Consider the following 25,399-nt stretch of genomic DNA (forward strand, 5'->3'; position numbering starts at 1 on the left):
AATTGGGCAGGTTCAGTCGGCCCTCGGGTCAGGGGAGGAGGAGGGCCGAGTCGCCGAACTCGTGCCACAGGTAGCCCTCGGCCACGGCCGCGTCGTACGCCGCCTGCGTCAGCTCGGCACCCGCGATCGACTCCACGAGCAACAGGTGCGACGCCTCGGGGTTGTGCCACCCGGTGATGAGCCCGTCGACCACGCGTGCAGGGTCGGCCGGTGAGATGACCCTCTCGGTCCAGCCCCGCGCCGCCACCACGCGACCGCCGGGGGCGACAGCCGACTCGAGGGCCCGCGTGACCGTCGTGCCGACGGCGATGACGCGCCCACCCGTCGCGCGGGTGGCGTTGACGAGCCGCGCGGTCGCGTCGGGCACCTCGAACCTCTCGGCCTGGGGTGCCTCGCCCGCGTCCTGCGACGACACGCCCGTGTGCAGCGTGATGGGTGCGACGCCCACGCCTCTGGCGATCAGCCTGGTGATGATCTGGTCGGTGAAAGGCCTTCCAGCAGAAGGCATCTCGGCCGAACCGGGAACCGTGGAGAAGACCGCCTGGTACGCCGACAGCGGGTACGCACGGTCGAGGTAGCCGTACGCGATCGGTCGCCCGTGCCGCGTAAGCGCGTCATCGAGGTCACCGTCGACGCTGACGCGCCAGAGCCGGTTGCCCTCACCGGTCGGTGAGGAGTCGGCACGCGGGTACGGCTCCAGGAGGGTGAGGACGAGCGTGCTCACCTCGATGTGCTCGCCGGCGACCGCGTCGAGGACGGGCGCGGCTGCGTCGGGTGCCGTACGCAGCTCGATCACCCAGGTGCCGTCGTCCAGCGGTGTGGCGGCGTGGACGACGACCCGGCCGTGCGCCGTACGCCACCCGTCGATCTCTGCGGCGGTCGTCGCGGAGTTGTTGACGACGACGAGGTCGCCCGGGCCGAGCTCGTCGGGCAGGTCGCGGAAGCGCCCGTGGTGGATGCCGTCCGCGCTCGCGACGAGCAGGCGTACGCCGTCGCGAGTCAGCCCGCGTGCCTCGGCGGGTGCGGGTGCGGTCGTGTCGTCCGGGGCGCGGAAACGCGTGGTGGGGTGGGTGTCGAGCAGTGTCATGCGTGGGCTCCTTGGTCTCGATACGACTCCGCTAGCGCTCCGTCTACTCGACCGGCGGACTCGTCTTGTCGATCGGCGGGCTCGGCCAGCGACAGGGCGGGGAAGTCGGCGGCCTTGTAGCGGCCGGACGAGGGCCGCGCGTCGAGCAGGCCGAGCAGGTGCGGGACGACGGTCGCCGGCAGGGGGCGGTCGGAGATGTCCTCGCCGGGGAAGGCGTCCTGGTGCATCTGGGTGCGCATGTCACCCGGGTCGACGGCGTACGCGGTGATGGCGGGGTTCTCGGCGGCGTACGTGAGGGTCATGTGCTCCAGCGCCGCCTTGCTCGCGCCGTACAGCCCCCACGTCTCGTAGTGCTCGGCGGCTGCGTCGGACGTGATCGACAGGAGCACGCCGTGCGCGGCCGTGAGATGCGGCAGCAGCGCGCCGGTCAGGATCAGGGGTGCACCGATGTTGGTCTGCCACAACGCTTTCAGCTCGTCGACGGTGGTGCCGGCGAGCGGTCGCATCGGCAGCCGACCCAGCGTGCTGGCGTTGTGGACGAGCAGGTTGAGACCGCCGGCGCGCTCCACGGCTGTGACGAGATCGTCCTTGTGAGCGGCATCGGTCACGTCGCCCGAGATGGCGACCACACCGTCCAGCCCGGCGGTCGCCTCGGCCAGGCGGTCGGCGTCCCGGCCGTCGGTGATCACGGTCCAGTGCTCGCTCGCCAGGGTGCGGACGAGCTCGAGCCCGAGACCTGCGGAGCCTCCGGTGATGAGTGCGACAGGCATGACGTTCTCCTTGTGGTCGGCGCTTCTGTCATGCATCCTGAAACGTGAAGGCAACTTGAGGTCAAGGGGTTGGTTCCGATCAACAAGCACGACAAGCTCGCGGTCGGTGAGGTGGCCCAGCGCAGCGGGTTCGCACCGTCGGCGCTGCGCTACTACGAGGCGCAGGGTCTGGTGACCGCGGTGCGGACGAGCGGTGGCCAGCGCCGTTACGAGCGCAGCGTTCTCCGACGGCTGGCGTTCATCCGAGCGGCCAGCAACGTCGGTCTGTCGCTCGACGAGATCCGGGTCGAGCTCGATCAGCTGCCTGACGGTCGTACGCCGAATCGTGCTGACTGGCAACGCATCTCGCACCACTGGCGTGGTCGGCTTGACGAGCAGATCAAGGCGCTGGAGCGGTTGCGTGACGGACTCGAGAGCTGCATCGGCTGCGGCTGCCTGTCCATGGCGACGTGCGGTTTCACCAACCCCGACGACCAGGCGGCGAACGACGAACGCGCACCCGGCGCGGCGTACCTGCCCTCGCTGCTGCGCCGACCCCACCTGGCTCGATGACGAAAGTTCGCCAGCCGTGCAACCTCGGCGTCGGTCGGGCGTCTTGACGGGTGTACGACGCAGGCAGGGGGCCGGGCGTCACGTCAGCAGGGGGAAGTCATGCACAAGAGCAACCGCAACGCACTGCTCGGTGGAGTCGCCGGGGTCGCCACGATCGCGGCGCTGGCATTCACGTCGGCCGGAGGTTCTGGTGGTGGGGCCGGGTTGATGCCGGCCGCGGGTGGTGCCGGTACGCCGACCGTCACGGTCGCGCCGCCGCTGGCCACGCCGTCCGCCACCGACGCGCCGGCGGACGGCACGAGCGAACCGGCTGACGAGGCGAGCACCACTGGTACGTCTACGGATTCGCCGTCCGACGACACTCCGTCGGAGACCAGCACGAAGCCCACCGAGCCGGCCGAGACCACGACGCCGTCCGCATCGTCGTCCTCGACCGCCGAAGAGCCCACCAGCAACGGTGGCCGACTTGACCCGCCGTCCCCGACCGCTGGGCTCACGGTCAGCGAGAACGGTTACACGCTGCACGCCTACCCGGGCTACTGCACACCGCCGCAGACGCAGGAGCACCTGCGTACGACCAGCGTGATCCTCTCCGCACCGGAGGAGGCTGCGACCAAGGCGTGGGGCTGGCGCATTCGTATCGAGGGTGCAGGCGGCGGCTCCAAGACCTATGTCCCCAAGGACATCGACTTCCAGAGCGGTGCACTGCCGGCAGCGCCACTGCAGTGGACCGGCACGAACGACGACTTCTCGATCGTGGTCTACCGCGAAGGACCCACTCACCTCTTCGAGAAGGTCCTGACGATGAACAGCAAGGACGCCGCGAACTTCGCCGACCAGGTGTCGCGCTGGTGCGACGGCAAGAGCAGCGGCTCCGACCAGGGCGGCGACACGTCCACGCCGCCGAGCTCGAAGCCGACCGGCCCCAAGATCCAGGCCGGCTGAGTCCGACCCGCTGGTTGAGCCGGTCCGAGGCCCTAGCCGAGGGCCGTGTCGAAACCAAGGTGCCGACGAGGGAGGGTCTCCCCGCGACTCACCTCGGTTTCGACACGGGCTCGCGCCAGGGCGCTCGCCCGGCTCAACCAGCGGAGAGGGCGGGTTCGTACATCACCGTCGGCCTGCCGGCACCGCCCGACCGTTGGGTGCGACGCAGTGTGCCGAGCTCGACGAGGTGCTCCAGGTAGCGGCGGGCCGTCACGCGTGAGACGCCCACCTGCGTACCGACCTCGCTCGCCGTCCAGGCGCTCGAGCCGGCGCCCAGCAGCTCGCGAACCTGCTGCAACGTCTCAGGGCTCAGCCCCTTGGGCAACGCCGTGTCGCGCGACGAGCGCATCGCCGCGAACGCTGCGTCGAGGGTCTGCTGGTCGAGTGCTGCGTCCGACGACAGCGCCTCACGGAAGTCGAGGTAGCCCCGCAGCCGGGCCTGCAGCATCGCCGCCGTGAACGGCTTGATGACGTAGCCGAGGACGCCCTGCGCGGCGGCCCGGCGTACGACGTCGACGTCGCGTGCCGCCGTCACGGCGATGACGTGCCCGGGGTGGCCGGCGGCCCGCAGCCGACGCAGCAGGTCGAGGCCGTGGCCGTCGGGCAGCTGCATGTCGAGCAGCACGAGGTCGACCTCGGTGCTGGACAGGAGGCGTACGGCGTCGGCCATCGTCGCAGCCGTGCCGACGACCTCGAAGCCGTCGACCCGCTCGACGTAGGTGCGGTGGGCGCGGGCCGCGACGGGTTCGTCCTCGACGACGAGCACGCGGACGGCGGTCACGACGCGCTCCCCGCCGCGGTCGACAACGACACCGTGACCGACGCACCGCCGAGGTCGCTCGCGCCGATCGTGACCTCACCACCGTGCAACCGCGCGACCTGACCGACGAGCGCGAGCCCGACGCCGCGGCCCTGTCCGGACGGGTCGGGCTTGTCCGACCAGCCCGAGGCCAGGACCCGCGAGCGCAGGTCCTCGGGGATGCCGGCGCCGCTGTCGTCGACGACGACGTCCAGGCCGGCCTCGTCACCGTGCAGCAGCACGTGCACCTGCCCGTCGGGGCCGGCCGCCTGAGCGGCGTCGATCGCGTTGTCGAGCAGGTTGCCGACGACCGTGACCAGCTCGTGCGCGGTGAGCCGGGAGCGCTCGACCGAGGTCGCCTCGTCGACGGTGAGGCGTACGCCGCGCTCCTGGGCCTGCGACGTCTTGCCCAGCAGCAGCGCCTCGAGCACGGGTTCGTCGACCGCCGCGACGACCGTGTCCGCGAGCGAACGCGTCATCTCCAGCTCTGCGGTCGCGAAGTCGATCGCGGCGTCGGTCTCACCCATCTCGACCAACGACACCATGGTGTGCAGCCGGTTGGCGGCCTCGTGGTTCTGGGCGCGCAGCGCGGTCGCCATGCCTCGTACGGTGTCGAGCTCGGCCGTGACGGCCTGCAGCTCGGTGCGGTCACGCAGCGTCACGACCCAGCCGACGAACCGGCCGTTCCACTGCGCCGGCGCCTGATTCATCACGACCACGCGATCGCGCAGCACGACCGGGCGGTCGTGCACCTCGGCCGGCTCGGCGTCATCCGTGGTCAGCCCGACGTCGGCGAGCCGTTGCCCCTCCAGCGAGTCCGGCGCGTCGAGCAGGCGGCGTGCCTCCTCGTTGGCGAGCATGACCCGGCCGTCGCCGTCGAGCAGCAGCAGCCCTTCTCGGACGGCCCGCAGCACCGCGTCGTAGTACTCGTACATCCGGGTGATCTCGACCTCACCGAGGCCGTGGGTCTGCCGACGCAGCCGCCGCTGCACCAACCACGCCCCGAGCGCACCGATCGCGCCGACCCCGAGCGCGACCAGCAGCAGACCGGGCAGGGCGTCCAGCGTCGTGCGCTGCACCGTCTCCATGCGGATGCCCACCGACACCAGCCCGACGACCCGACCGTCGTTGGTGATCGGTACGACGGCGCGCACCGACGGTCCGAGCGTGCCGGTGTAGGTCTCGGTCACCTCGCGGCCCTCGGTGGCACCCGCGATCGTGCCGCGGAACGTGCCGCCGATCTGCGTCGGGTCGGGATGCGTGAAGCGAATGCCCTTCGGGCTCATGATCACGACGAAGTCGGTGCCGGTGTCGCGACGGACGCGCTCGGCGTACGGCTGGAGCACGTCGGTGGCCTGCGGTGTGCTGATCACCGTGGCGACCTGTGGGCCGTCGGCCACGGAGCGGGCGATGTCGAGGGCCCGGGCGCGGGCGTCGCCGTACGCGTCGTGCCGCGCATCGGCGTAGGCGATGACCAGTCCGATCGTCACGAGCAGGACGAGCATCGCCAGCTGCCACACCAGCATCTGGGCCGCCACGGTGCGGGGACGTCGTCGAGCCATCACCCGCATTGTGCACGTCCGCCCAGCATGTGACCCACGTCACGAACACTACGAACACAACGCGCGGCGCCGAGCGGTCCCGCACCAGACTCGCCCGGCGAAGGAGGTCCACCATGACCACAACCACCTCGGGCACGGCTCCAGCACGGCGCACGGACCGCACCCACTTCCTCTACATCGCCGTGATCGTCGCGGTGCTGCTCGGCATCGCCGTCGGCCTCATCTGGCCCGACCTCGGCGAGTCGCTGAAGCCGCTCGGCACCGGCTTCGTCAACCTCATCAAGATGATGATCGGCCCGGTCATCTTCTGCACGATCGTGCTCGGCATCGGGTCCGTACGATCCGCGGCCCAGGTCGGCAAGGTCGGCGGCCTCGCGCTCGGCTACTTCCTCACGATGTCGACGTTCGCGCTCGCGATCGGCCTGGTCCTCGGCAACGTGCTGCACCCCGGCAGCGGCCTGCACATCACGGCCGAGACGGCGAAGTCCGGTGCGAGCCAGGTCAAGGAGTCCGAGGGCACCGTCGACTTCCTGCTCGGCATCATCCCGGACACGATGGTGTCGTCGCTGACGTCCGGCGAGGTGCTGCAGGCGCTGCTCGTCGCACTCCTCGTCGGGTTCGCGCTGCAGGCGATGGGCCCTGCCGGTGAGCCGGTGCTGCGGGGCATCGGCGCCATCCAGAAGGTCGTGTTCCGGGTGCTCGCCATGATCATGTGGCTCGCCCCGATCGGCGCGTTCGGTGCGATGGCCGCCGTCGTCGGTGCCACCGGTGTCGACGCGCTCAAGAGCCTGGCCGTGATCATGCTCGGGTTCTACGCCACCTGCGCGATCTTCGTGTTCGGCATCCTCGCGCTCGTGCTGCGGGTCACCAGCGGCGTCAACATCTTCAAGCTGCTGAAGTACCTCGCCCGCGAGTTCCTGCTGATCCTGTCGACGTCGTCGTCGGAGTCGGCACTGCCCCGCCTGATCGCCAAGATGGAGCACGCCGGTGTGTCGAAGCCGACCGTCGGCGTCGTCGTCCCGACCGGCTACTCGTTCAACCTCGACGGCACCGCGATCTACCTGACGATGGCCTCGCTGTTCATCGCTCGCGCCATGGGCGACCCCCTGAGCATCACGAGCAGATCTCGTTGCTGGTGTTCATGATCATCGCCTCCAAGGGCGCTGCCGGCGTGACCGGCGCGGGCCTGGCCACGCTCGCGGGCGGCCTCAACTCCCACCGACCCGAGCTCGTCGACGGCGTGGGTCTGATCGTCGGCATCGACCGGTTCATGTCGGAGGCTCGCGCGCTGACCAACTTCGCCGGCAACGCGGTCGCGACGGTCGTGATCGGCTCGTGGACCGACTCGCTCGACCGAGGCAGGCTCGACCGCGTGCTCGCCGGGGACGACCCGTTCGACGAGACCACGATGCTCGACGACGGCGCCGGTCATGGAGCGGTGCAGGACCCCGACCGCGAATCCGTAGCCACCCCAGCCTGATCCGTCCGCTTCCGCTGGTTGAGCCGGCCCTCCCGCTGGTTGAGCCGGACCGGAGCGCTAGCGGAGGTCCGTGTCGAAACCCGGTGACTCGTCCGCTTGGGTCTCCCTGTGCGGCACCGGGTTTCGACACGGTCTCGCCTAGCGGCTCGACCGGCTCAACCAGCGGTGCGGCTCGCCCGGCTCAACCGGCGGTCGACAGGACCGGCCAGAGCTGGTGGAAGTGGTGGACCGGCCCGGCGCCCTGCCCGATCGAGAGCTCGTCGGCCGCCTGCAGCGCGCCGGTCAGCCAGACCTTCGCGGCGCGTACGGCGGGCAGCCATTCGTCGTACGCAGGCCGAAGCGGTGCGATCGCCGACGAGAGGGTGCAGCCGGTGCCGTGCGTGTTGGCGGTGTCGACGCGCGGCGCGGTCAGCTCGACCGTGGACGACGAATCGGCCCAGACGTCAACGGATTCGGGGCCATTGCCGTGACCGCCCTTGAGGAGCACCCGCTGAGCGCCGACGTCGTCGAGCAACGCCCGCGCCTGAGCACGCATCTCGCCGACCGACGTCGCCACCGGCCCGCCGAGCAGCTCGGCCGCCTCGGGCAGGTTGGGCGTGATCACGGAGGCGAGGGGTACGAGCCGGCGTACGGCGGCCATCGCGTCCTCGTCGAGCAGCCGCGAGCCGCTCGTCGACACCATCACCGGGTCGAGCACGACCGGGCAGCGCAGCGAAGGGATCAGCGCCGACACCGTGTCGGCGACGTCGGCCGCCGCGAGCATCCCGATCTTGACGGCGTCGAGGCGAACGTCAGCCACCAGCGTCTCGACCTGAGAACGCACGAAATCCGCTGGCACGACATGGATCCCGGTCACGCCCTGGGTCGACTGCGCAGTCAGGGCAGTCATCGCCGCACAGCCGTAAGCCCCGAGCGCGCTGAACGTCTTGAGGTCCGCCTGGATGCCGGCGCCGCCCGACGGGTCGCTCCCGGCGATGGAGAGTACGACGGGTGGCCGGGTCATCGCGCGCTCCACGCGTGGCGCAGCGCGGTCGCTGACGCGGCCGGATCGGGCTGGCCGCAGATCGCCGAGATCACAGCCATACCAGCGATACCCGTGCGCGCGACGCGGCTCGCACGCCGCGCGGTGATGCCGCCGATGCCGACGCACGGCCACGGGCTGGCGCTCGCGATGTCGCGCAGCCCGGACAGGCCGATGGGCTCGGCGGCGTCGGGCTTGCTGTGGGTGCGCCAGACCGGACCGACCCCGAGGTAGTCGAGCGCCGACCCGTGACGCAACGCGGCCTCGAGCTGGTCGGGTGTGTGCACGGACAGGCCGAGGTAGGCGTTCGAGCCGAGCAGCGAACGCGCCTCGGCCACGGGCATGTCGTCCTGACCGATGTGCGCCCCGTCGGCGCCGATGTCGTCGACGAGGTGGACGCGGTCGTTGATGATCAGCGGAATCCCGGTGTTCTCCAACGCTTTTCGGACGAGCTTGCCGAGAGCGACCATCTCGTCGTCGGACGCGTCCGGGTCGCGCAGCTGGACGATGGTCGCCCCACCGCGGACGGCCTCGCGCACGGTGCGTACGAGGCCGCGGTCGCCGCACATGTCGGTGTCCGTGACGAGGTAGAGCGTGAGGTCGAGCGGCGTGCGGGTCATGTGAGGGTCACTCGGGCTTCCAGGTCGGAGGGTGTGAGCGCGGCGAGCTCGTCGAGCAGCGAGACGGCGAAAGACCCTGGCCCTGAGGATCTTTCGGCGGCGAGCTCGGCCGCCACGGTGAGGTGTGCGGTGGCTGCGGCAGCGGCCAGGAGGGCGTCGTCCGTCACCGCGGCGTACGCGGCCATGAGAGCGCCGAGCGCACAGCCGACCCCGGTCACCTGCGTCATCCACACGTGCCCGTTGCCGAGGCGTACGACCCGTGAGCCGTCGGTGAGGTGGTCGACCGGCCCGCTCACGGCGACGGCGCCACCCGTCTGCTCCGCGAGCGCACGTGCGGCGGCGAGCGCGTCCTGCGCCGACGCCGTGGAGTCGACGCCCCGCCCGCCCGAGCCGCCGGTGAGCGCGAGCACCTCGGAGGCGTTGCCGCGCACGATCGTGGGGCGCAGGTCCAGCAGCGAGGTCGCGATCGTCGTACGCCACGGGAGGCCGGCCGCGACCGGGTCGAGCACCCAGGGCGTGCCGTGCTCGTGCGCTGCGCCAGCCGCTGCGTCCATCGCAGTCGTCGTGTCGTCGTACGGCGTCCCGAGGTTGACCAGTACGCCGCCCGCGACCTGCGCGAACGCACCCGCCTCGTGCGAGTTGTCGACCATGGCCGGTGCGGCGCCTGCGGCGAGCAGCACGTTGGCGGTCCACGGTGCGACGACGATGTTGGTGAGGCACTGGGTGAGCGGCTGCCGATCACGCAGCGCGGTCATGGCCGCGCCGAGGTCTGCAGGGCGTGGCGTCGTCATCGACGTCCCTCCGCTAGTCCGAGCTAGATCAGGTTCGACGGGTGTCTCTCAGCCGGTCGGACCGGCACCCCGCGTCCCGTCCAACGTAACGCCCGGGCCGTCAGCGGGCCGACCTACCCTGGAACCCGTGACGACTGCTGCGTGGATCGACCTCGACGGACTGGCCAACATGCGTGACGTGGGCGGGCTGCCCACCCAGGACGGCAGGCAGGTCCAGCACGGTCGACTGGTGCGGTCGGACAACCTCCAGGAGCTCACGACGGCCGACGTCCAGGTGCTGCTCGACCACGGCGTCACCGACATCGTCGACCTGCGCAGCCGCGCCGAGCTCGCGATGACCGGCCCGGGGCCGCTGGTGCAGGTCGAGCCGCTGACGCACCATCACCACTCGCTGTTCGCCGATGACCTCGTCGACGTGACGGTCGAGGACGCGCTCGTGCTGCCGTGGCACGACCGGGTCGAGGAGACCCGCGACGACAACCACTGGACCAGCCACTACCTCGGCTACCTCGCCGACCGGCCCGACTCGGTCGCCGCAGCGCTCGACGTGGTGTCGCGCAGCGCCGGCGCGACCGTCGTCCACTGCGCCGCGGGCAAGGACCGCACCGGCACGGTCACCGCGATGGCGCTCTCAGTCGCAGGCGTCAGCGATGACGACATCACCGCCGACTACCTCGCGACCCGCGAGCGCATCGAACGCGTCGTCGACCGCCTCAAGGCGACCCCGGCGTACGCCGACAACCTGCGCGACCGGCCGTTGTCGGACCACGTGCCCGACCCCGAGACGATCCCGCGGCTCCTCGAGGCCGTACGCCGTGCCGCGGGCTCGGTGCCCGACTGGCTGTCCGCGCAGGGCTGGACCGACGACGACCTCACGCGCCTGCGCGACCGCCTCACCCGACCCTGATCGCGCAAGCCGGCGCTGCAGTGGTCCTGCCGGTGGGTCCGGCCGCCGGGGGGGACGGGGAGTGTGCACTGGTTCGCGTGGTGAGCCACGCCCGCTTGCACGGCTCACCTGACGAACCAGTGCACAGCGCTCGCCACCCCTACCCCTGACTGAGCCGGTCCGGGCCCCGGTGATCGAGCGGTGGGCCCCTCCCCTGGTCGAGCAGGCGAGCCCCGAGAGCGAGCCGCTCGGCTCAACCGCTGGGGAGGGGTTCGGCTCTCAGCGCGAGCGGGTCGTCATGAGGACGACGGCGGCCACGGCCGCGGTGGCCGCGCAGATCGCCCACACCGCGTAGTAGCCGCCGAGTGGTGCGTGCTCCGACGGCTCGTCGAGCGAGCCTGTCGACGCCAGTGCGATCGCGAACACCGACGACGCGATCGCGCCGCCCACGGTCTTGGTGGTGTTGGTCATGCCGGTCGCGAACCCGGTGTGCGTCGCGGGAGCGGCAGCTGCAGCGGACGCCGGCAGCGCGGCGACGAGCGCGCCCGACCCGATGCCGACGAGCAGCATGTTGAGCATCAGCGACGCCACGTGCTCGTGCAGCGGCAGGAACAGCAGGTAGCCGAAGGCGACAAGGCCGGCCGCGCCCACGAGCGTCGTACGAGGTCCGATCCGCCCCGCCACCCACGGCAGCAGCCCCGCGCCGGCCGCCATGGCGATGACGTAGCCCGCGACGAGCAGCGACACCGTGCCGGCGGACGCGTCGAGGCCGTAGCCCGTCTCAGTGGGGTCAGCCCGCGCGAACGTCGACAGCGGGATCTGCGCCCCGAGCACCGATGCCCCGAACAGCCCGGCCGTCAGCTGCACCGGCCACTGGGCCGAACCGCCGAGCACGCGAAGATCGACCAGAGGATGGTCGGTCGACAGCTCGTGGCGCGCGAAGGGTAGGAGCGTAGCCAGGCCGAGGACGATCACCAGCCACGGCCACGGACTCGCGACACCTTCGGTGCGCAGTAGGATCAAGCCGCCCATCACGAGCGCGAGTGCCGTTGTGAGCCAAGCGAATCCGAGCCAGTCGACGGTGCCGTCCTGACCCTCGTGGTCACCACGGACGCCGTACCAGATCGCGACGAACGCCAGCGTGACGGCGACTGCAGGCATCGCGAGCACGACAGTCATCGACGGACCGCCGGCGAGTGCACCAGACACGCCCGCGCCGAGGATCACACCCAGCTCAAGCGCGGCGACGAGCACACCGGCACCGAACCTCGTACGCCGCTCGCCGCCGCCGCTGCGCCGGTGGATGATCGCGATCTCGAGCGGCAACCACACGACGTAGAAACCCTGCAGCGCCCACGCGACCAGGAACGTCCCGAACGACGGTGCGAACGCCACCGCCCACGACGCCACCGCGGTCGCGACCGTCGACCACAGCAGCACCGTGCGATGGCCGACGAGGTCACCGAGTCGGGCGAGCAGTGGCACGAGCAGCGCCGACACGACCAGCTGGGCCGCCTCGAACCAGTTGACGTCGGCGTCGTGGATCGACAGATGGCGTGCGATGTCGGTGAAGATCGGCGTGTAGTAGCCCTGCAGCACGCCGCTCGCGAGCTCGACGCAGACGAGGAATCCGACGAGTCGCGCAGCGGGGGAGTCCTTCGTCGGCGTACGCATGGTCCTCCTCGGGCGGGCTGCTCGCCACACGCTAGGGCCGTCGTACGCCGGCCGGTGCGGAATCGATCCGGCCCCGAACCGGCGAAATGGTTGCTGGACCAGTGGGTAGCCGCCATGCTCACGCGCAGGACTAGTCGCAAACGGAGGGACTCAGCATGGAGCTGATCGACAACTACGTGAGGGTGCTCAAGAAGTACGCCGACTTCAACGGCAGGGCGCGACGCCGGGAGTTCTGGCAGTTCTTCCTCGTCAACTTCATCATCGGACTCGTCCTCGTGGCCGTGGACAACGCGCTCGGACTGGCTCCTGACAAGCCTGAGGGCACGACGGGCTTCTATGTATCGGGCGGGCTCCTCAGTGTTCTGTACAGCCTGGCGACGCTGATCCCCAACATCGCGGTGGGCGCGCGGCGCCTGCACGACACCAACCGTTCGGGCTGGTGGCAGCTGATCGCGTTCGTGCCCTGTGTCGGCTTCATCATCCTGATCGTGTTCTGGGCTCAGGAGGGTCAGCGTCACCCCAACCAGCACGGTCCCGACCCCAAGGGCGGCGATGGCGTGGTCGACGGCGGCGGATACCCGGCCGTCGGCGGCTACCCGGGCAGCCAGCCGGGTCAGCAGGGCGGCTACCCCGGTGCTCCCGGTCATCAGGGTGGGCGTCCCGGTCAGGAGGGTGGCTACACCCACCCGGGCGGTAACCAGGGTGGTTTCCCCGGCCAGGAGGGCGGCTTCACCAACCCGGCCGGCGGGCAGGGCGGTTTCCCCGGTCAGCAGGGCGGTTTCACCAACCCGGCCGGCGGTCAGGGTGGCTTCCCCGGCCAGCAGGGCGGTTTCACCAACCCGGCCGGCGGTCAGGGTGGCTTCCCCGGCCAGGAGGGTGGCTTCGGCCGACCCGGTGGTGCGCAGCCCCCGCAGGGCAACCCGCCCCACGGTCAGCCCCCGCAGGGCAACCCGCCCTACGGTCAGCCGCCGGAGGGCAACCCGCCGGAGGGCGGTCGCTGAGGCGAGCACTCTCGTACGCAAAACCCGGGACGGGCTCGTCCGGGCAGCCACCACGCAAGACGGCTGCCGCGGACGGGCCCGTTCGTCGTGACCGGGGAGTAACTTCACCCGGTATGAGCGAGACGCAGGTCACCACGCGCATCCACGCCTTCCGCGACGACGCCCTCGGGGACGACGACGCCACGGCCATCGCCGAGCGCATCCGACGGGGTGACCTCTCCGCCGAGGAGGCCGTCGACGCGGCCATCGCCCGTAGCGGTGCGGTCGAGGCGCGGCTGACCGCCCTCGAGCGACCAGACTTCGACCGGGCCCGTGACCGAGCTCGCGCTTCTCGCAGCGGCGGACTTGCAGGCGTACCAAGCCTTTTCAAGGACAACGTCCAGGTCGCCGGCCTGCCGATGACCGAAGGATCGCACGCGGTGCCGCACCAGCCGGCGCGCACCGACGGCAAGGTCGTGGCGCAGATCCTGCGTACGGGCGTGATCCCGATCGCGACGTCGCGCATGCCCGAGTTCGGCTGGCTGCCGACCACCGAGCGCGCCGACGGCACAGCGGTCCACAACCCCTGGCACACGGGCTACTCCGCCGGTGGCTCGTCGGGCGGCTCGGCCGCGTACGTCGCCGCCGGTGTCGTGCCGATCGCTCACGGCAACGACGGCGGCGGCTCGATCCGTATCCCCGCCGCGGCCTGCGGGCTGGTCGGTCTGAAGCCCACGCGCGGTCGACTGCGGATCGGTGAGTCGGCGGCGACGATGCCGGTGCGCATCGTCACCGACGGAGTGCTGACCCGGACGGTGCGCGACACCGCGCTCTTCTACGCCGAGGCCGAGAAGGTCTACCAGCACAAGCGGCTCCCCGCGATGGGGCTCGTCGACCGCCCGCTCGACCGACCGCTGCGCATCGGGCTGACGCTCGACTCACCGTTCGCGCCCGCCACGGACTCCGAAACCCGTTCTGCCGTCGAAGAACTCGCCGCAGCGCTGGAGTCACTCGGGCACCACGTCGCGCCGTACGACCCCAAGGTCCCCTCATCCTTCAAGGGCGACTTCGTCGACTACTGGAGCCTCCTCGCGATGTCGGTCCGCGACTCCGGAAAGCGTTTGTTCGGAAAGGATTTCGACCCTTCTGAGCTCGAGCCCATCACCAACGGACTCGCATCCAACGGGCGCGCGCACCTGTGGCGCGCACCGGCGTACATCCCGCGACTCGCCGCATCCGCAAGGCTGTACGAGCGCAACTTCGGCGACGTCGACCTGGTGCTGTCACCCGTGCTCTGCCACACCACACCGCGCCTCGGGCACATCGACCCGACGCTGCCGTGGGAGGAGTGCTTCAGCCGCACGCTCGACTACTGCGGCTTCACGCCTCTGCACAACGCGACCGGTGCACCGTCAATCTCGTTGCCAACCGGTCGAACTCAGGACGGACGGCCCATCGGCACCATGCTGTCCGCGCGCCGTGGCGCCGACGCCTTGCTGCTGCAGGCAGCGCCGCAGATCGAGCAGGCGGTGCCGTTCACACGGATCACCGACTGAGCGTCGACCGTTGGGTCGATGTCCACCAGATCGTGATGAATTTCATCGGGCCGCAATCGTCGACATGACCTCAGCGAGCCGACATGATGGCCGAGGTCAAAGAGTCACGAAGGCATCAAGTCTTGGTAAATAGCCAGGTGAGTACTGCGAATTGCTGTTTTCGAGAGTCGCCAGGCCCAACGCGGGGCCAGTAGGTTCCGCTTGCCTGATTCCTTGAGAGCGGAGGAGATCGCTGTGGATCCCACAGGCGACGCCGAGTCGCGAAAGAACGCCGATCGGAGTGGGAAGGTGGACGGCCCGACGTCGTCCACGTCCCGCACCACGCACGAAGTCGAGTACGAGACCGTCACCAAACGCGCACGTCGAGGTCTGGGTGGATGGTGGTGGCTGGCGCTGCTGGCCGTTCCCCTCATCCTGGCCGCGCTCGCGTCGTTCATCCAGCGCGGCGGCATCCAGGACGACCTGAAGGCCGACTCGCTCAAAGCGCTGAACGGTCAGGGCATCACCGGTGCCGACGTCGACTTCGACGGCCGCGACGGCACGATCACGCTGCCTGCCGGTGCCGACGCCGCCAAGGCCAAGAACATCGTCGAGAACGTCGACGGCGTGCGCGTCGCTGACGTCAAGGGTGGTGCTGCTGCCGCTGCACCGAGCGCCACCGACACAGCTCCGGCGACTCCGTCGGAGACCAGCTCGGCCCCGGCGACCTCTGCTCCGGCTCCGGCCGCAGGCGCGGGCACCTTCGCTCTCACCAACCAGGGCGACTCGGTCGTGGTCGAGGGCGTCGTGCCCGACGAGGCTGCCAAGAAGACCGTCGTCGACGCTGCCACCAAGGCCGCCGGCGACACGAAGGTCATCGACAAGGTCACCGTCAAGGCGGGCGCTCCGGCCCCCGACGCCGCACAGCTGGCCAAGGGCTTCAGCTCGCTGCCCGCAGGTGAGGGCGTCAAGCTCGACTTCGACGGCCAGAAGGTCACGCTCACGGGCGAGGTCGCCGACGACGCTGCCAAGAAGGCTGCCGGCGACAAGGCCACGGGCGACTTCCCGGGCGTCACCGTCGACAACCAGCTGACCGTCAAGGGCGGCGCTGCTGCGGCCGACTGCGGCAAGGTCGACCAGACCGTGACCGCGCTGGTCAAGGGCAACAACCCGACGTTCGCGGACAACTCGACGCGTCTGGTCAGTGCCTCGAAGCCGACCCTCAACAAGGTCGCCGCCGCGATCAAGGCGTGCCCCGACGCGAAGGTCACCATTGCGGGTCACACCGACAACACCGGTACGCCGGCGCGCAACAAGACCCTCTCGCAGGGTCGCGCCAACGCGGTGAAGACCTACCTGAGCGGTCAGGGCGTCAAGGCCGCCAACATCACCGCGACGGGCTTCGGCCAGGACAAGCCGATCGCGCCCAACACCACGGCAGCCGGCCGCGACGCCAACCGCCGTGTCGACATCACGGTCCAGGGAGGCTGACATGGCTTGGCTGTTCGCACAGACCTGGTTCTGGATGCTGATCGCGTTCATCGTGGGCGCACTCGTGGCGTGGCTGCTGGCCGTGCTGCTCGTGCCCACCGAGCGCAAGGCGTTCGAGGACCTCGAGACCGCCGTTGATCACAAGGGAGGTCGATCCTGATGGGTTGGCTCTTGAGCCAGGAGTGGCTCTGGATTCTGCTCAGCTTCCTGCTGGGCGCGATCCTCACGTGGCTGTGGATGGTGCACAAGGTGTCGCGCGAGGTGCCCCGCACCAAGACACGCACCGAGCGTGACCTGAAGGTCGGCGGCGCGGCTGCCGGCGCTGCCGCAGTCGGAGCGGGCGCCGTCGGCGCCAAGAAGGTCGCCGACAAGCGCAAGGACAAGAAGGCCGACAAGGTCGAGCCCGTCAAGGCTGAGGCCAAGCCGGTCGAGACCAAGCCGGTCGAGGCCAAGCCGGTGGAGACCACGCCGGTCGCCGCCGCGTCCACGCCGGTCGTCGACAAGCCGGCGACGAAGCCCAACATCGACACCCCCAACGCCGAGGTGCGTCGCTCGGGTGTCAAGAAGCCCGACACCGAGCTCTACGACCAGGAGAGCGACGTCGACGGCCCGGGTCTCGGCACGGCCGCCGCGGGTGCGGGTGCGGTCGGCGGCGCGGCGTACGTCGCCGGTCGCCACAAGGCCGCTGACGACGACGTGACGGTCGCGCGCAGCACCGACAAGGACGAGCTGCACCCGATCGAGGTCGACGACGCCGAGGTCGAGAAGGTCGACCACGACGCCCCGACCGCGGCGGTGCCGCTGGTCAAGCCGGCCGAGTCCGCTCAGCCGGTCGACCACGACGCGCCGACCACGGCGATCCCGGTCGTGCGTCACGCGGCTGACGAGTCGACCACCGACACCGCGAAGGCCACCGACACCGCGAAGGCCACCGACACCGCGAAGGCCACCGACACCGCGAAGGTCGACGGCGACCGCTCGTCGTACACCACCGCGGGTGCGGTCGGTGGCGCGACGGTCGGGGCCGGTGCTGTCGGTGCCGGCGTCGCGGCTTCGCGTGACGGCAAGGACGACGCGGCCAGCTCGAAGGTCGACGCCCCGAAGGCCGACAAGGCCGAGGGCGAGGACCCGATGGTCGCGCGCTTCGGTGCGGGTGCGGCTTCGCCTCAGGACGACGGCTCGGCTCCTTCGAGCGACTACGTCATCAAGGGCAACGCCGACTCGATGCTGTTCCACACGCAGGACAGCCCGCGCTACACCGCGACCAAGGCCGAGGTGTGGTTCAAGGACGAGTCCGCTGCGGAGAGTGCGGGATTCGCGCACTGGGACCGCAGCAAGCGTCGCGGCGGAAAGTCGTCGTCCACGTCCTCCGCCGCGTCCACGACCGCTGACTCGACCTCGTCGACCGGCGGTACGACGGGCACGGGTACGACGGGCGCTGGCACGTCCGGCACCGGCGCGGGTACGACCGCGGCGGCCGGCGTTGCAGGCCTGACCGGTGCGGCTGCGGCCACGTCGGCGGGCTCGGGCACCGACAGCTCGCGTACGACGACCGGCGCCGGCTCTGCCGACGCGGGCTCGCCGAAGCACGAGGAGCCGACGCTGTTCTCGGCTGCCGGCGGCACCTCCGCCGGTGACGCCAAGGCCGGCGGGTCCGACCCGATGACCGAGCGTTTCGGCGCCGGTGCCGTCTCGCCGCTCGAGGGTGGCAAGGCTCCGTCGAGCGACTACGTCATCAAGGGCAACGCCGACTCGATGCTCTACCACAGCGACAAGAGCCCGAGCTATCGGGCGACGGTCGCCGAGGTGTGGTTCAAGGACGAGTCCGCTGCTGAGGCAGCCGGATTCAAGGCCTGGGACCACAAGCGTCGTGCGGGTGGCTCGTCGGCCGGTGGCTCGTCCACCGCGTCGGGCACCGCGGGCTTCGCCGGTGGCGCTGCTGCCGAGAAGCCGGCCAAGGCCGACCCGCTCACCGAGAAGTACGGTGTGGGCGCTGCCTCGCCGCTCGAGGGTGGCAAGGCGCCGTCGGGTGACTACACGGTCAAGGGCAACCTCGACTCCGAGCTCTACCACTCGGAGGCGTCGCCCAACTACCGGGCGACCGTCGCCGAGGTGTGGTTCAAGGACGAGTCCGCTGCCGAGGCAGCCGGATTCAAGCCGTGGGACCACAAGCGGCGCGCGACCAAGGCTGAGGCCGCTGGCGGCTCCTCGTCCAGCGCGGGCACGGCCGCTACGGCGACCGGCACGGCGGCCGCAGCGACCGGCACGGCCGGCCTCGCGGCCACCGGCGCGGGTGCTGACGACAGGGGTGCTGCGAAGGCTGACGAGACCGACCCGATCACCGCGCAGTTCGGTGCGGGTGCGGCCTCGCCGCTCGAGGGTGGTGCAGCTCCGTCCGCGGACTACACCGTCAAGGGCAACGCCGACTCCATGCTCTTCCACACGGAGGACAGCCCGGGGTTCAAGGCGACCATCGCCGAGGTCTGGTTCAAGGACGAGGCGGCTGCTCGCGCGGCCGGTTTCCGTCACTGGGACCACCGCAAGCGCTGATCGCATGATCGGTTGAAGGGGTCGGTCGCCTCCGGGCGGCCGGCCCCTTCGTCGTACGCGGGGCGCCCGTCGTACGCGGGGCGGCCGTCGTACGCGCGGCGCCATACGCGTCGTACGCGGGGCGCCCGACCGTCGTACGGGGGCGGCCGTCGTACGCGCGGCGCCCGGCTCTCGTACGCGCCGGCCAGGTCTCCCTCGCCCGGGCCACTGCCGCGAAAGCTGTCTGTTCGGCAGTGCATGGAGTGCCGGACAGACGAGATTCGCGGCACGGGCCCTCGGCAGAACTTGGGGAGATGCACATCCATGCGTGTGCACCTCCCCAGCTTTCGCCGGGAGGGGCAGGTTGAATGGGCGGCATGTCCGCCGAGCACGCGCGCCTGCGCGCCCTGTCCGCACGGTGGTGGCAGGGGCCGCTGACCGTGCCCGCGACGCCGCTCGACCGCCGCCGGCTGCTGCACGAGACCTGGCTCGTGCTCGGCGTCAGCCTTGGGGCGTCGGCGATCTGGTCGGCCCTGTCGATCCTCAAGCGTCTCGCCGACAACCGACCGCTCAACCAGCAGGCGTCGCAGCTCAACGTGAGCCGCGCCGCGCAGTCCTGGCTCGACCTCGCCTACCAGCTCACCGACATCGCGCTCGCACTCGTGCCGGTGCTGCTCGCACTGCACCTGCTGCACCGCGAGATCGACTCTCCTGCAAGGTTTCTCGGCCTCGACCGACGTCGCCCGAGCAGTGACCTGCGGTGGGGTCTCGGCCTCACCGCGGTCATCGGCGTCCCCGGCCTCGCGCTCTATCTCATCGCTCGCTCGGCCGGCCTCAACACGCAGGTGGTGGCCGCCGACCTCGGCCAGCACTGGTGGAGTCTGCCGGTGCTCGTGCTGTCTGCGTGGCAGAACGCCGTGCTCGAGGAAGTCATCATGATCGGCTACCTCTTCACCCGCTGGACGCAGGCCGGGTGGCGGCTGCCGCAGGTGCTGGTCGTGTCGGCCCTGATCCGGGGCTCGTACCACCTCTACCAGGGGTTCGGCGGCTTCGTCGGCAACGTCGTGATGGGGCTGATCATGGGCGCGGTCTACCTGCGGACGCGCCGAGTCATGCCCCTCGTGATCGCGCATGCGCTGCTCGACACGATCGCCTTCGTCGGCTACGCGCTGCTGCGCGACCACGTCTCCTGGCTCTGACCAGACACGGCCTCCGGCAAAGCTTGGCGAACAGCACACGCATGGATGTGGCGGGCTCAGGTGGTTCGCGCAACGCCTGTGATGAAAGGTCAGGTGTTGCAGCATGTCTCGTCCTCGTCGTGGGAGGCCGCCGGTGCCGTGGGAGCGGCGTCGGCTGTTCTGGGAGGCGTTGGCCGGTGGTGAGTCGGTCGCGGCCGCGGCGGCCGCGGCGGGCGTGTCCGATCAGTCGGGGTATGTGTGGTTGGCCCAGTCCGGTGGTATTCCTCCGAGGGTGAGTGAGTCCGGTGGGCGCCTGAGCCTGGAAGATCGAGCACAGCTGCAGTGGTTGCTCTCACAGCAGCCGCGTCCGTCGTTGCGGGCGATCGCGGCGCAGCTGGGGCGGGCGCCCTCGACGATCACCCGGGAGCTGGTCCGGGCCGGGGTCGATCCGAAGGACCCGGTCGGTTATCAGGCCGCGCGGGCGCAGCGCCTGGCGCAGGACAACGCGCGGGCCGCCGGCGCGGCCCGGCACGCGGGTCGGCCGTTGAAGCTGAGCCCGGGGAGCCGGTTGTGGGCCGAAGTAGTCTCGGGGCTGAAACAGCGGCATAGCCCTGAGCAGATCGCTCACCGGCTGCGCACGGACTTCCCTGACGATCCGGAGATGCGGGTGTCGCACGAGACGATCTACCAGGCGCTGTACGTCCAAGGGCGTGGCAGCCTGCGCGCGCAGGTCGGTGACGCGTTGCGGTCCGGGCGGGCCCGGCGGATCCCGCGCGGCGCGGCTCGGGCCGGCAAGCACGCGAAGATCGTCGGGATGGTCAACATCAGCGAACGTCCTGCCGAGGCCGATGACCGGGCCGTGCCCGGCCACTGGGAAGGCGACCTGATCATCGGCGCCGGCAACCAGTCAGCGATCGGGACCCTGGTCGAGCGATCGACCCGGTTCGTGATGCTGCTGCACCTGCCCAACGGGCACACCGCCGAGCAGGTCGAGCAAGCCATGACCGCCAAGATCATGACCCTGCCCGAACACCTACGCCGGTCACTGACCTGGGACCAGGGCAGCGAGATGGCCCGGCACGCCAGCTTCAGCCTCGCCACCGGCATCCCGGTCTACTTCTGTGACCCGCGCTCACCCTGGCAACGCGGCAGCAACGAGAACACCAACGGCCTGCTACGCCAGTACTTCCCCAAGAGCACCGACCTGTCCCTGCACGGCCCCGGCATCCTGGACAACGTCGCAGCAGAGCTCAACGGCCGCCCCCGCAAGACCCTCGGCTGGGCCACCCCAGCCGAGAAGCTCAACAAGCTCCTCAACCAGCAAAACGTTGCGTAAACCGCTTGAGACCGCCTGTGCACCTGCCCAACTTTCGCCGGAGGCGGCGAAAGCTAGCGAACAGCACACGCATGGATGTGCACCCGCCCAACTTTTGCCGGTGAGAGGCCCGGTGGAGGGCAATCTGTGCCAGTCTGTGCGCACTGTGCGGTAACGATTGCCACCCGGAGGCTGACATGCCGAAGTCGTTGCGTCCCGTCCTCGTCGCGCTGTTCGCGACCCTGCTGGTCGTGTCGGGGGTGACGAGCGCCGGTGCGGGTACGCCGGCCGCGGCCCCTGCGGCGAGCCCGCCGACGGTCGTACCCCAGCCGTCACCCGGTGCGTGCCCGACACAGGCCACCACACCCAAGCGTGATCTGCGGGCGATGTGGGTGGCGAGCGTCGCCAACATCGACTGGCCGTCCAAGCCTGGTCTCACCCCGAAGCAGCAGCAGGACGAGCTGACCGGCTGGCTCGACCTGGCGGTGAAGCAGCGCCACAACGCCGTCATCCTGCAGGTGCGCCCGACCGCGGACGCGTTCTGGCCGTCGTCGTACGAACCGTGGTCGAAGTACCTCACCGGCACGCAGGGGCAGGACCCCGGATGGGACCCGTTGGGGTACGCCGTCCGCGAGGCTCATCGGCGCAACCTCGAGCTGCACGCGTGGTTCAACCCGTACCGGATCTCCATGGACACCAACGTGAATGCGCTGTCGCCGAGCCACCCGGCGCGGCTGCACCCGGACTGGGTGAAGGCGTACGGCGGCAAGCTCTACTACAACCCCGGCAACCCCGAGGCACGCCAGTACTCGGTCAACGCGATCCTCGACGCGGTCAAGAAGTACGACATCGACGCGGTCCACTTCGACGACTACTTCTACCCGTATCCCGTTGCAGGACAGACGTTCGACGACGCGGCCGAGTACGCGAGGTACGGCAACGGCATGTCCCTCGCCGACTGGCGGCGCGACAACGTGACGACGTTCATCCGCGAGGTCCGCGACGGCATCCGGAAGTACCGGCCGCAGGCGCAGCTCGGTGTCTCGCCCTTCGCGATCTGGCGCAACAAGGCGACCGACCCCGAGGGCTCGGACACCACGGCCGGCGCGCAGACGTACGACGACCTCTACGCCGACACCCGCAAGTGGGTCAAGGACGAGCTGCTGGACTACATCACGCCTCAGGTCTACTGGTCGCGCGGGTTCGCGGCGGCTGACTACGAGAAGGTCACCGACTGGTGGGCCAGGCAGGTGACCGGCACGCGCGTACACCTCTACATCGGTCAGGCGACGTACAAGGTGGCGCAGAACGCTGACCCGAAATGGTCTGAGCCGCAGGAGCTCTCGTCGCACCTTGACTTCAACACGCGCTACCCGCAGGTGCAGGGCAACATCTACTTCTCCGCGGTGCAGGTGAAGGCCGACCGTCTCGGCGCGACCTCTCTCCTGAACGAGAAGTGGTACTCCAGGCCCGCCCTCACGCCCGCCTCGCCGTGGCTCGACGACGAGCCCGCCGCCCCGCGTACGCCGGTTGTCGCCTATGCGCGCGGTGGCCAGGTGACGTGGGTGGCGACGCCGGGAGCGACGTCGTACGCGATCTACCGGGTAGCGGGTCGACCTGGGTCGTGCGACCTGGCCGATGCGCGCAATCTGGTTGCCACTGTTCGTGATTCGCAGGGTGCGTTCCAGTCGTGGACGGACCCGGCTGCGGACGGCGGTACGTATGTCGTCACCGCGGTCGACCGCGTCGGTAACGAGTCGGCCGGCCGCGTGGCCGGCTGAGCGGGCCCGCGCTGGTTGAGCCCATCGCTGGTTGAGCCGGTCGAGCCGGTCGAGCCCATCGCTGGTTGAGCCGGTCGAGCCGGTCGAGCCCATCGCTGGTTGAGCCGGTCGAGCCCATCGCTGGTTGAGCCGGTCGAGCCGCTAGGCGAGAGCGTGTCGAAACCGAGGTGACATGTGGGGAGCGTCTCCCTCGCGGTTGCGGTGGTTTCGACTCGGGACTCCGCTAGCGCTCCGCCCCGGCTCAACCAGCGGAGTCTCCCGGCTCAACCAGCGGAGTCTCCCGGCTCAACCAGCGGAGTCTCCCGGCTCAACCAGCGGACCCTGGGACGACTGTCAGGATGCGCGGCTCGACGCCGGGCTCGGGCAGGCGAACCGGCTTGTCCCCCAACGAGACCCGTCCCAGCACGCGCGGCCGGTCGGCGCCGGTCATGCCGGGCAGCACACCGGGCACCTGGTGCCAGGTGAGGTAGCCGACCAGCGCCATGAGGTACGCCTCCTTGTCGTCGGCGCTCAACCCGTACGCGTCGCTCGGGCCGACCTCCACGTCGGGCAGCAGCGCCCGCAACCGAGCCATCAGCACCGGGTTGTGCACTCCGCCACCGGAGACGACAAGACGTGAGTTCGGCTGCAGATCAAGGGAGTCCGCCACAGTGCGTGCCGTCAGCTCGGTCAGCGTCGCCACCAGGTCAGCGTCCGAGACCGGACGAACCTGCGCGACGAACCGGTCGACGTACGGCAGCGTGAACAGCTCGCGCCCGGTCGACTTCGGTGGCGCGAGCGCGTAGTACGGCTCGGCGAGCATCAGGTCGAGCAGGTCGGCGCGCACCGAGCCGTCGGCAGCGAGCCGACCGTCGACGTCGTACGACGACCGCCCGCCCGTGATGCGCGTGACGGCGGCGTCGATGAGACAGCTCGCCGGACCGGTGTCGAAGGCAACAGCCGATCCGGAGGGCGTCACGACCGTCACGTTGGCGATGCCGCCGAGGTTGAGGGCTGCTCCGCCGCCGAGCCCGCGCAGCCAGAGCATGTCGAGGGTGCCCGCCAGCGGCGCCCCCTGGCCGCCCGCAGCGATGTCGCGCGCCCGCACGTCAGAGACCACGGGCAGCCCGGTGGCCTGCACGATGGGCGCGGGCTGGCCGAGCTGCAGCGTGCCCTCAGCCCGGCCGGCGGGCGATACCCAGTGGAACACCGTCTGCCCGTGGCTCACGACGAGGTCGGCATCACCGATGGACGCGATCAGGGAGGCGGCGGCCCGCCCGCACTCGCGCCCCACGAGCTCGTCGAGCTGCGCGACCTCGGCGACCGTCGTGCCCGCCGGAGGCAGCAGCGCGAGCAGCCGCGACCGCAGCGATGACGGCCACTCCCACGTGCGCGCGGCGAGCGGCTCCATCGTCAGCGCCCCGGACTCGGCCCCGGCGAACCGCGCCGCCGCGACGTCGAGCCCGTCCATCGAGGTGCCCGAGATCATGCCGACGACGATCATGGCCGGACGGTACCGTCTGGGGGTGCTTGTCGTCCGAACCGTCGCTGACCTGCGTGAGTCCCTGCGTGCTGCCCGCCGTGCGGAGGCCACGATCGGCCTCGTGCCCACGATGGGGGCGCTGCACCACGGGCACGAGGCGCTGATGGAGCAGGCCCGCCGAGAGTGCGACGTCGTGGTCATCTCGATCTTCGTCAACCCGACGCAGTTCAACGACCCGACCGATCTCGAGCGCTACCCGCGCACCGAGGAGGCCGACCTCGCCGCGGCCGAGCGCAACGGTGTCGACATCGCGTTCGTGCCGGACGTCGCCGAGATGTACCCCTCCGGCTCGTCGATCGAGGTCCGCCTCGACGGGCCGCTCGTCGACACGCTCGAGGGCGCGCACCGCGGGTCCGACCACTTCCACGGCGTGACGACCGTGGTCGCCAAGCTGTTCAACATCGCCCAGCCGACGCACGCCTACTTCGGGCAGAAGGACGCCCAGCAGGTGCTCGTGGTGCAGGCGCTGGTGCGCGAGCTCAACCTGCCCGTCGAGATCCGCGTCGTCGACACGGTCCGCGAGCCCGATGGCCTGGCGATGTCGAGCCGCAACATCCACGTCAAGGGTGACGACCGGCGGCGGGCGCTCGCCCTCAAGGCTGCGCTCGACGCGACCCAGTCGGCGTACGACGGTGGGTCGCGTGACGGTGCCGCCCTCGTCGAGGCGGGGGTCGCCGCCATGAAGACGTACGACGTCGAGCCCGAGTACCTCGCGGTCGTCGACCCGGTGACGCTCGAGCCCCTGACGGAGGTCGACGCAGGCGCGCTCGTCGTGATCGCCGCTCCCGTCGGCCCGGTCCGACTCATCGACAACGCTGTGATCCGCTGATCGGAGATCTCTC

Annotated in this window: 21 protein-coding genes, 1 pseudogene and 1 riboswitch; of the genes and pseudogenes, 13 read left to right on the forward strand and 9 right to left on the reverse strand. The window is 70.4% G+C overall.

All coding sequences use genetic code 11. The features are described 5' to 3' along the window. Window positions 1-28: 28 nt before the first annotated feature. Together VV01_RS19920 and VV01_RS19925 are read right to left on the reverse strand one after the other, a co-directional pair. Complete coding sequence (locus VV01_RS19920) at window positions 29-1,087, reverse strand: S-adenosylmethionine:tRNA ribosyltransferase-isomerase (protein ID WP_050671423.1); 1,059 nt, start codon at window positions 1,085-1,087, stop codon at window positions 29-31. Then, window positions 1,084-1,857, reverse strand: a complete 774-nt coding sequence (locus VV01_RS19925) for an SDR family oxidoreductase (RefSeq protein ID WP_071606467.1) — start codon at window positions 1,855-1,857, stop codon at window positions 1,084-1,086. The genes VV01_RS19920 and VV01_RS19925 overlap by 4 nt, the downstream gene beginning before the upstream one ends. 69 nt (window positions 1,858-1,926) lie before the next feature. Here VV01_RS19925 and soxR point away from each other — a divergent pair, with 69 nt between their 5' ends. Both soxR and VV01_RS19935 read left to right on the forward strand, forming a co-directional pair. Further along, window positions 1,927-2,409: a redox-sensitive transcriptional activator SoxR gene (gene soxR, locus VV01_RS19930; RefSeq protein WP_197275116.1), complete on the forward strand. Its 483-nt coding sequence runs from the start codon at window positions 1,927-1,929 to the stop codon at window positions 2,407-2,409. 99 nt (window positions 2,410-2,508) lie between these two features. Next, window positions 2,509-3,354: a hypothetical protein gene (locus VV01_RS19935; RefSeq protein WP_050671424.1), complete on the forward strand. Its 846-nt coding sequence runs from the start codon at window positions 2,509-2,511 to the stop codon at window positions 3,352-3,354. A gap of 133 nt (window positions 3,355-3,487) precedes the next feature. Here the strand turns inward: VV01_RS19935 and VV01_RS19940 are convergent, their stop codons facing one another. Both VV01_RS19940 and VV01_RS19945 read right to left on the reverse strand, forming a co-directional pair. Then, window positions 3,488-4,174: a response regulator gene (locus tag VV01_RS19940; RefSeq protein WP_050671425.1), complete on the reverse strand. Its 687-nt coding sequence runs from the start codon at window positions 4,172-4,174 to the stop codon at window positions 3,488-3,490. Then, entirely contained in the window at window positions 4,171-5,754 is a 1,584-nt protein-coding gene (locus VV01_RS19945; protein ID WP_050672048.1) for a sensor histidine kinase, read from the reverse strand. The genes VV01_RS19940 and VV01_RS19945 overlap by 4 nt, the downstream gene beginning before the upstream one ends. 113 nt (window positions 5,755-5,867) lie before the next feature. On the opposite strand from VV01_RS19945, the pseudogene VV01_RS19950 reads away from it, so the two are divergent. Then, window positions 5,868-7,234, forward strand: a pseudogene (locus tag VV01_RS19950) (cation:dicarboxylate symporter family transporter). Window positions 7,235-7,415: 181 nt separating this feature from the next. Here the strand turns inward: VV01_RS19950 and thiD are convergent. From thiD to thiM, 3 genes are all read right to left on the reverse strand, one after another. Further along, window positions 7,416-8,237 (reverse strand): bifunctional hydroxymethylpyrimidine kinase/phosphomethylpyrimidine kinase, encoded by an 822-nt coding sequence (gene thiD / locus VV01_RS19955; RefSeq protein WP_050671426.1) that lies wholly within the window; start codon window positions 8,235-8,237, stop codon window positions 7,416-7,418. Next, on the reverse strand, window positions 8,234-8,875 hold the full coding sequence (gene thiE, locus VV01_RS19960) for a thiamine phosphate synthase (RefSeq protein ID WP_050671427.1): 642 nt from the start codon (window positions 8,873-8,875) through the stop codon (window positions 8,234-8,236). Before thiE ends, thiD begins: the two co-directional genes overlap by 4 nt. Further along, a complete protein-coding gene (gene thiM, locus VV01_RS19965) occupies window positions 8,872-9,666 on the reverse strand; it encodes a hydroxyethylthiazole kinase (RefSeq protein WP_050671428.1) in 795 nt (264 codons plus the stop codon). Before thiM ends, thiE begins: the two co-directional genes overlap by 4 nt. Continuing rightward, a riboswitch (TPP riboswitch) is annotated at window positions 9,655-9,748 on the reverse strand. Its footprint overlaps the gene before it by 12 nt. 45 nt (window positions 9,749-9,793) lie before the next feature. Between thiM and VV01_RS19970 the strand changes: the two genes are divergently transcribed. Then, window positions 9,794-10,573 carry a tyrosine-protein phosphatase gene (locus tag VV01_RS19970; protein ID WP_231635289.1) on the forward strand — a complete coding sequence of 260 codons (780 nt, stop codon included), beginning with the start codon at window positions 9,794-9,796 and terminating at the stop codon, window positions 10,571-10,573. A 258-nt stretch (window positions 10,574-10,831) separates the two neighbouring features. On the opposite strand, the gene VV01_RS19975 is transcribed toward VV01_RS19970, so the two are convergent. After that, window positions 10,832-12,226: an MFS transporter gene (locus VV01_RS19975; RefSeq protein ID WP_050671429.1), complete on the reverse strand. Its 1,395-nt coding sequence runs from the start codon at window positions 12,224-12,226 to the stop codon at window positions 10,832-10,834. Window positions 12,227-12,381: 155 nt separating this feature from the next. On the opposite strand from VV01_RS19975, the gene VV01_RS23545 reads away from it, so the two are divergent. The 8 genes from VV01_RS23545 (at window position 12,382) to VV01_RS20010 (ending at window position 23,035) form a co-directional block, all read left to right on the forward strand. Further along, window positions 12,382-13,227 carry a DUF805 domain-containing protein gene (locus VV01_RS23545; protein WP_071606469.1) on the forward strand — a complete coding sequence of 282 codons (846 nt, stop codon included), beginning with the start codon at window positions 12,382-12,384 and terminating at the stop codon, window positions 13,225-13,227. Between the two features lie 113 nt (window positions 13,228-13,340). Beyond that, entirely contained in the window at window positions 13,341-14,762 is a 1,422-nt protein-coding gene (locus tag VV01_RS19985; RefSeq protein ID WP_050671430.1) for an amidase, read from the forward strand. Between the two features lie 288 nt (window positions 14,763-15,050). Further along, window positions 15,051-16,232: a channel-forming protein ArfA/OmpATb gene (gene arfA / locus VV01_RS19990; RefSeq protein WP_157508979.1), complete on the forward strand. Its 1,182-nt coding sequence runs from the start codon at window positions 15,051-15,053 to the stop codon at window positions 16,230-16,232. A 1-nt stretch (window position 16,233) separates the two neighbouring features. Further along, complete coding sequence (locus VV01_RS24090; protein WP_197275117.1) at window positions 16,234-16,392, forward strand: hypothetical protein; 159 nt, start codon at window positions 16,234-16,236, stop codon at window positions 16,390-16,392. After that, window positions 16,392-18,782 (forward strand): channel accessory protein ArfC, encoded by a 2,391-nt coding sequence (gene arfC / locus VV01_RS19995; RefSeq protein WP_050671432.1) that lies wholly within the window; start codon window positions 16,392-16,394, stop codon window positions 18,780-18,782. Before VV01_RS24090 ends, arfC begins: the two co-directional genes overlap by 1 nt. A gap of 356 nt (window positions 18,783-19,138) precedes the next feature. Next, complete coding sequence (locus VV01_RS20000) at window positions 19,139-19,960, forward strand: CPBP family intramembrane glutamic endopeptidase (protein ID WP_082221269.1); 822 nt, start codon at window positions 19,139-19,141, stop codon at window positions 19,958-19,960. A gap of 103 nt (window positions 19,961-20,063) precedes the next feature. Beyond that, complete coding sequence (locus VV01_RS20005; protein WP_071606428.1) at window positions 20,064-21,275, forward strand: IS30 family transposase; 1,212 nt, start codon at window positions 20,064-20,066, stop codon at window positions 21,273-21,275. 176 nt (window positions 21,276-21,451) lie between these two features. Continuing rightward, the gene (locus VV01_RS20010) at window positions 21,452-23,035 is read left to right on the forward strand and encodes a glycoside hydrolase family 10 protein (protein ID WP_082221121.1); all 1,584 of its coding nucleotides are present in this window, start codon (window positions 21,452-21,454) and stop codon (window positions 23,033-23,035) included. 307 nt (window positions 23,036-23,342) lie between these two features. Here VV01_RS20010 and VV01_RS20015 read toward each other — a convergent pair whose 3' ends face one another. Continuing rightward, window positions 23,343-24,518, reverse strand: a complete 1,176-nt coding sequence (locus VV01_RS20015) for an anhydro-N-acetylmuramic acid kinase (protein ID WP_071606470.1) — start codon at window positions 24,516-24,518, stop codon at window positions 23,343-23,345. 22 nt (window positions 24,519-24,540) lie between these two features. On the opposite strand from VV01_RS20015, the gene panC reads away from it, so the two are divergent. Beyond that, window positions 24,541-25,386, forward strand: a complete 846-nt coding sequence (panC, locus tag VV01_RS20020) for a pantoate--beta-alanine ligase (protein WP_050672053.1) — start codon at window positions 24,541-24,543, stop codon at window positions 25,384-25,386. Window positions 25,387-25,399 lie beyond the last annotated feature (13 nt).

Source organism: Luteipulveratus halotolerans (assembly GCF_001247745.1).
Taxonomy (GTDB): domain Bacteria; phylum Actinomycetota; class Actinomycetes; order Actinomycetales; family Dermatophilaceae; genus Luteipulveratus; species Luteipulveratus halotolerans.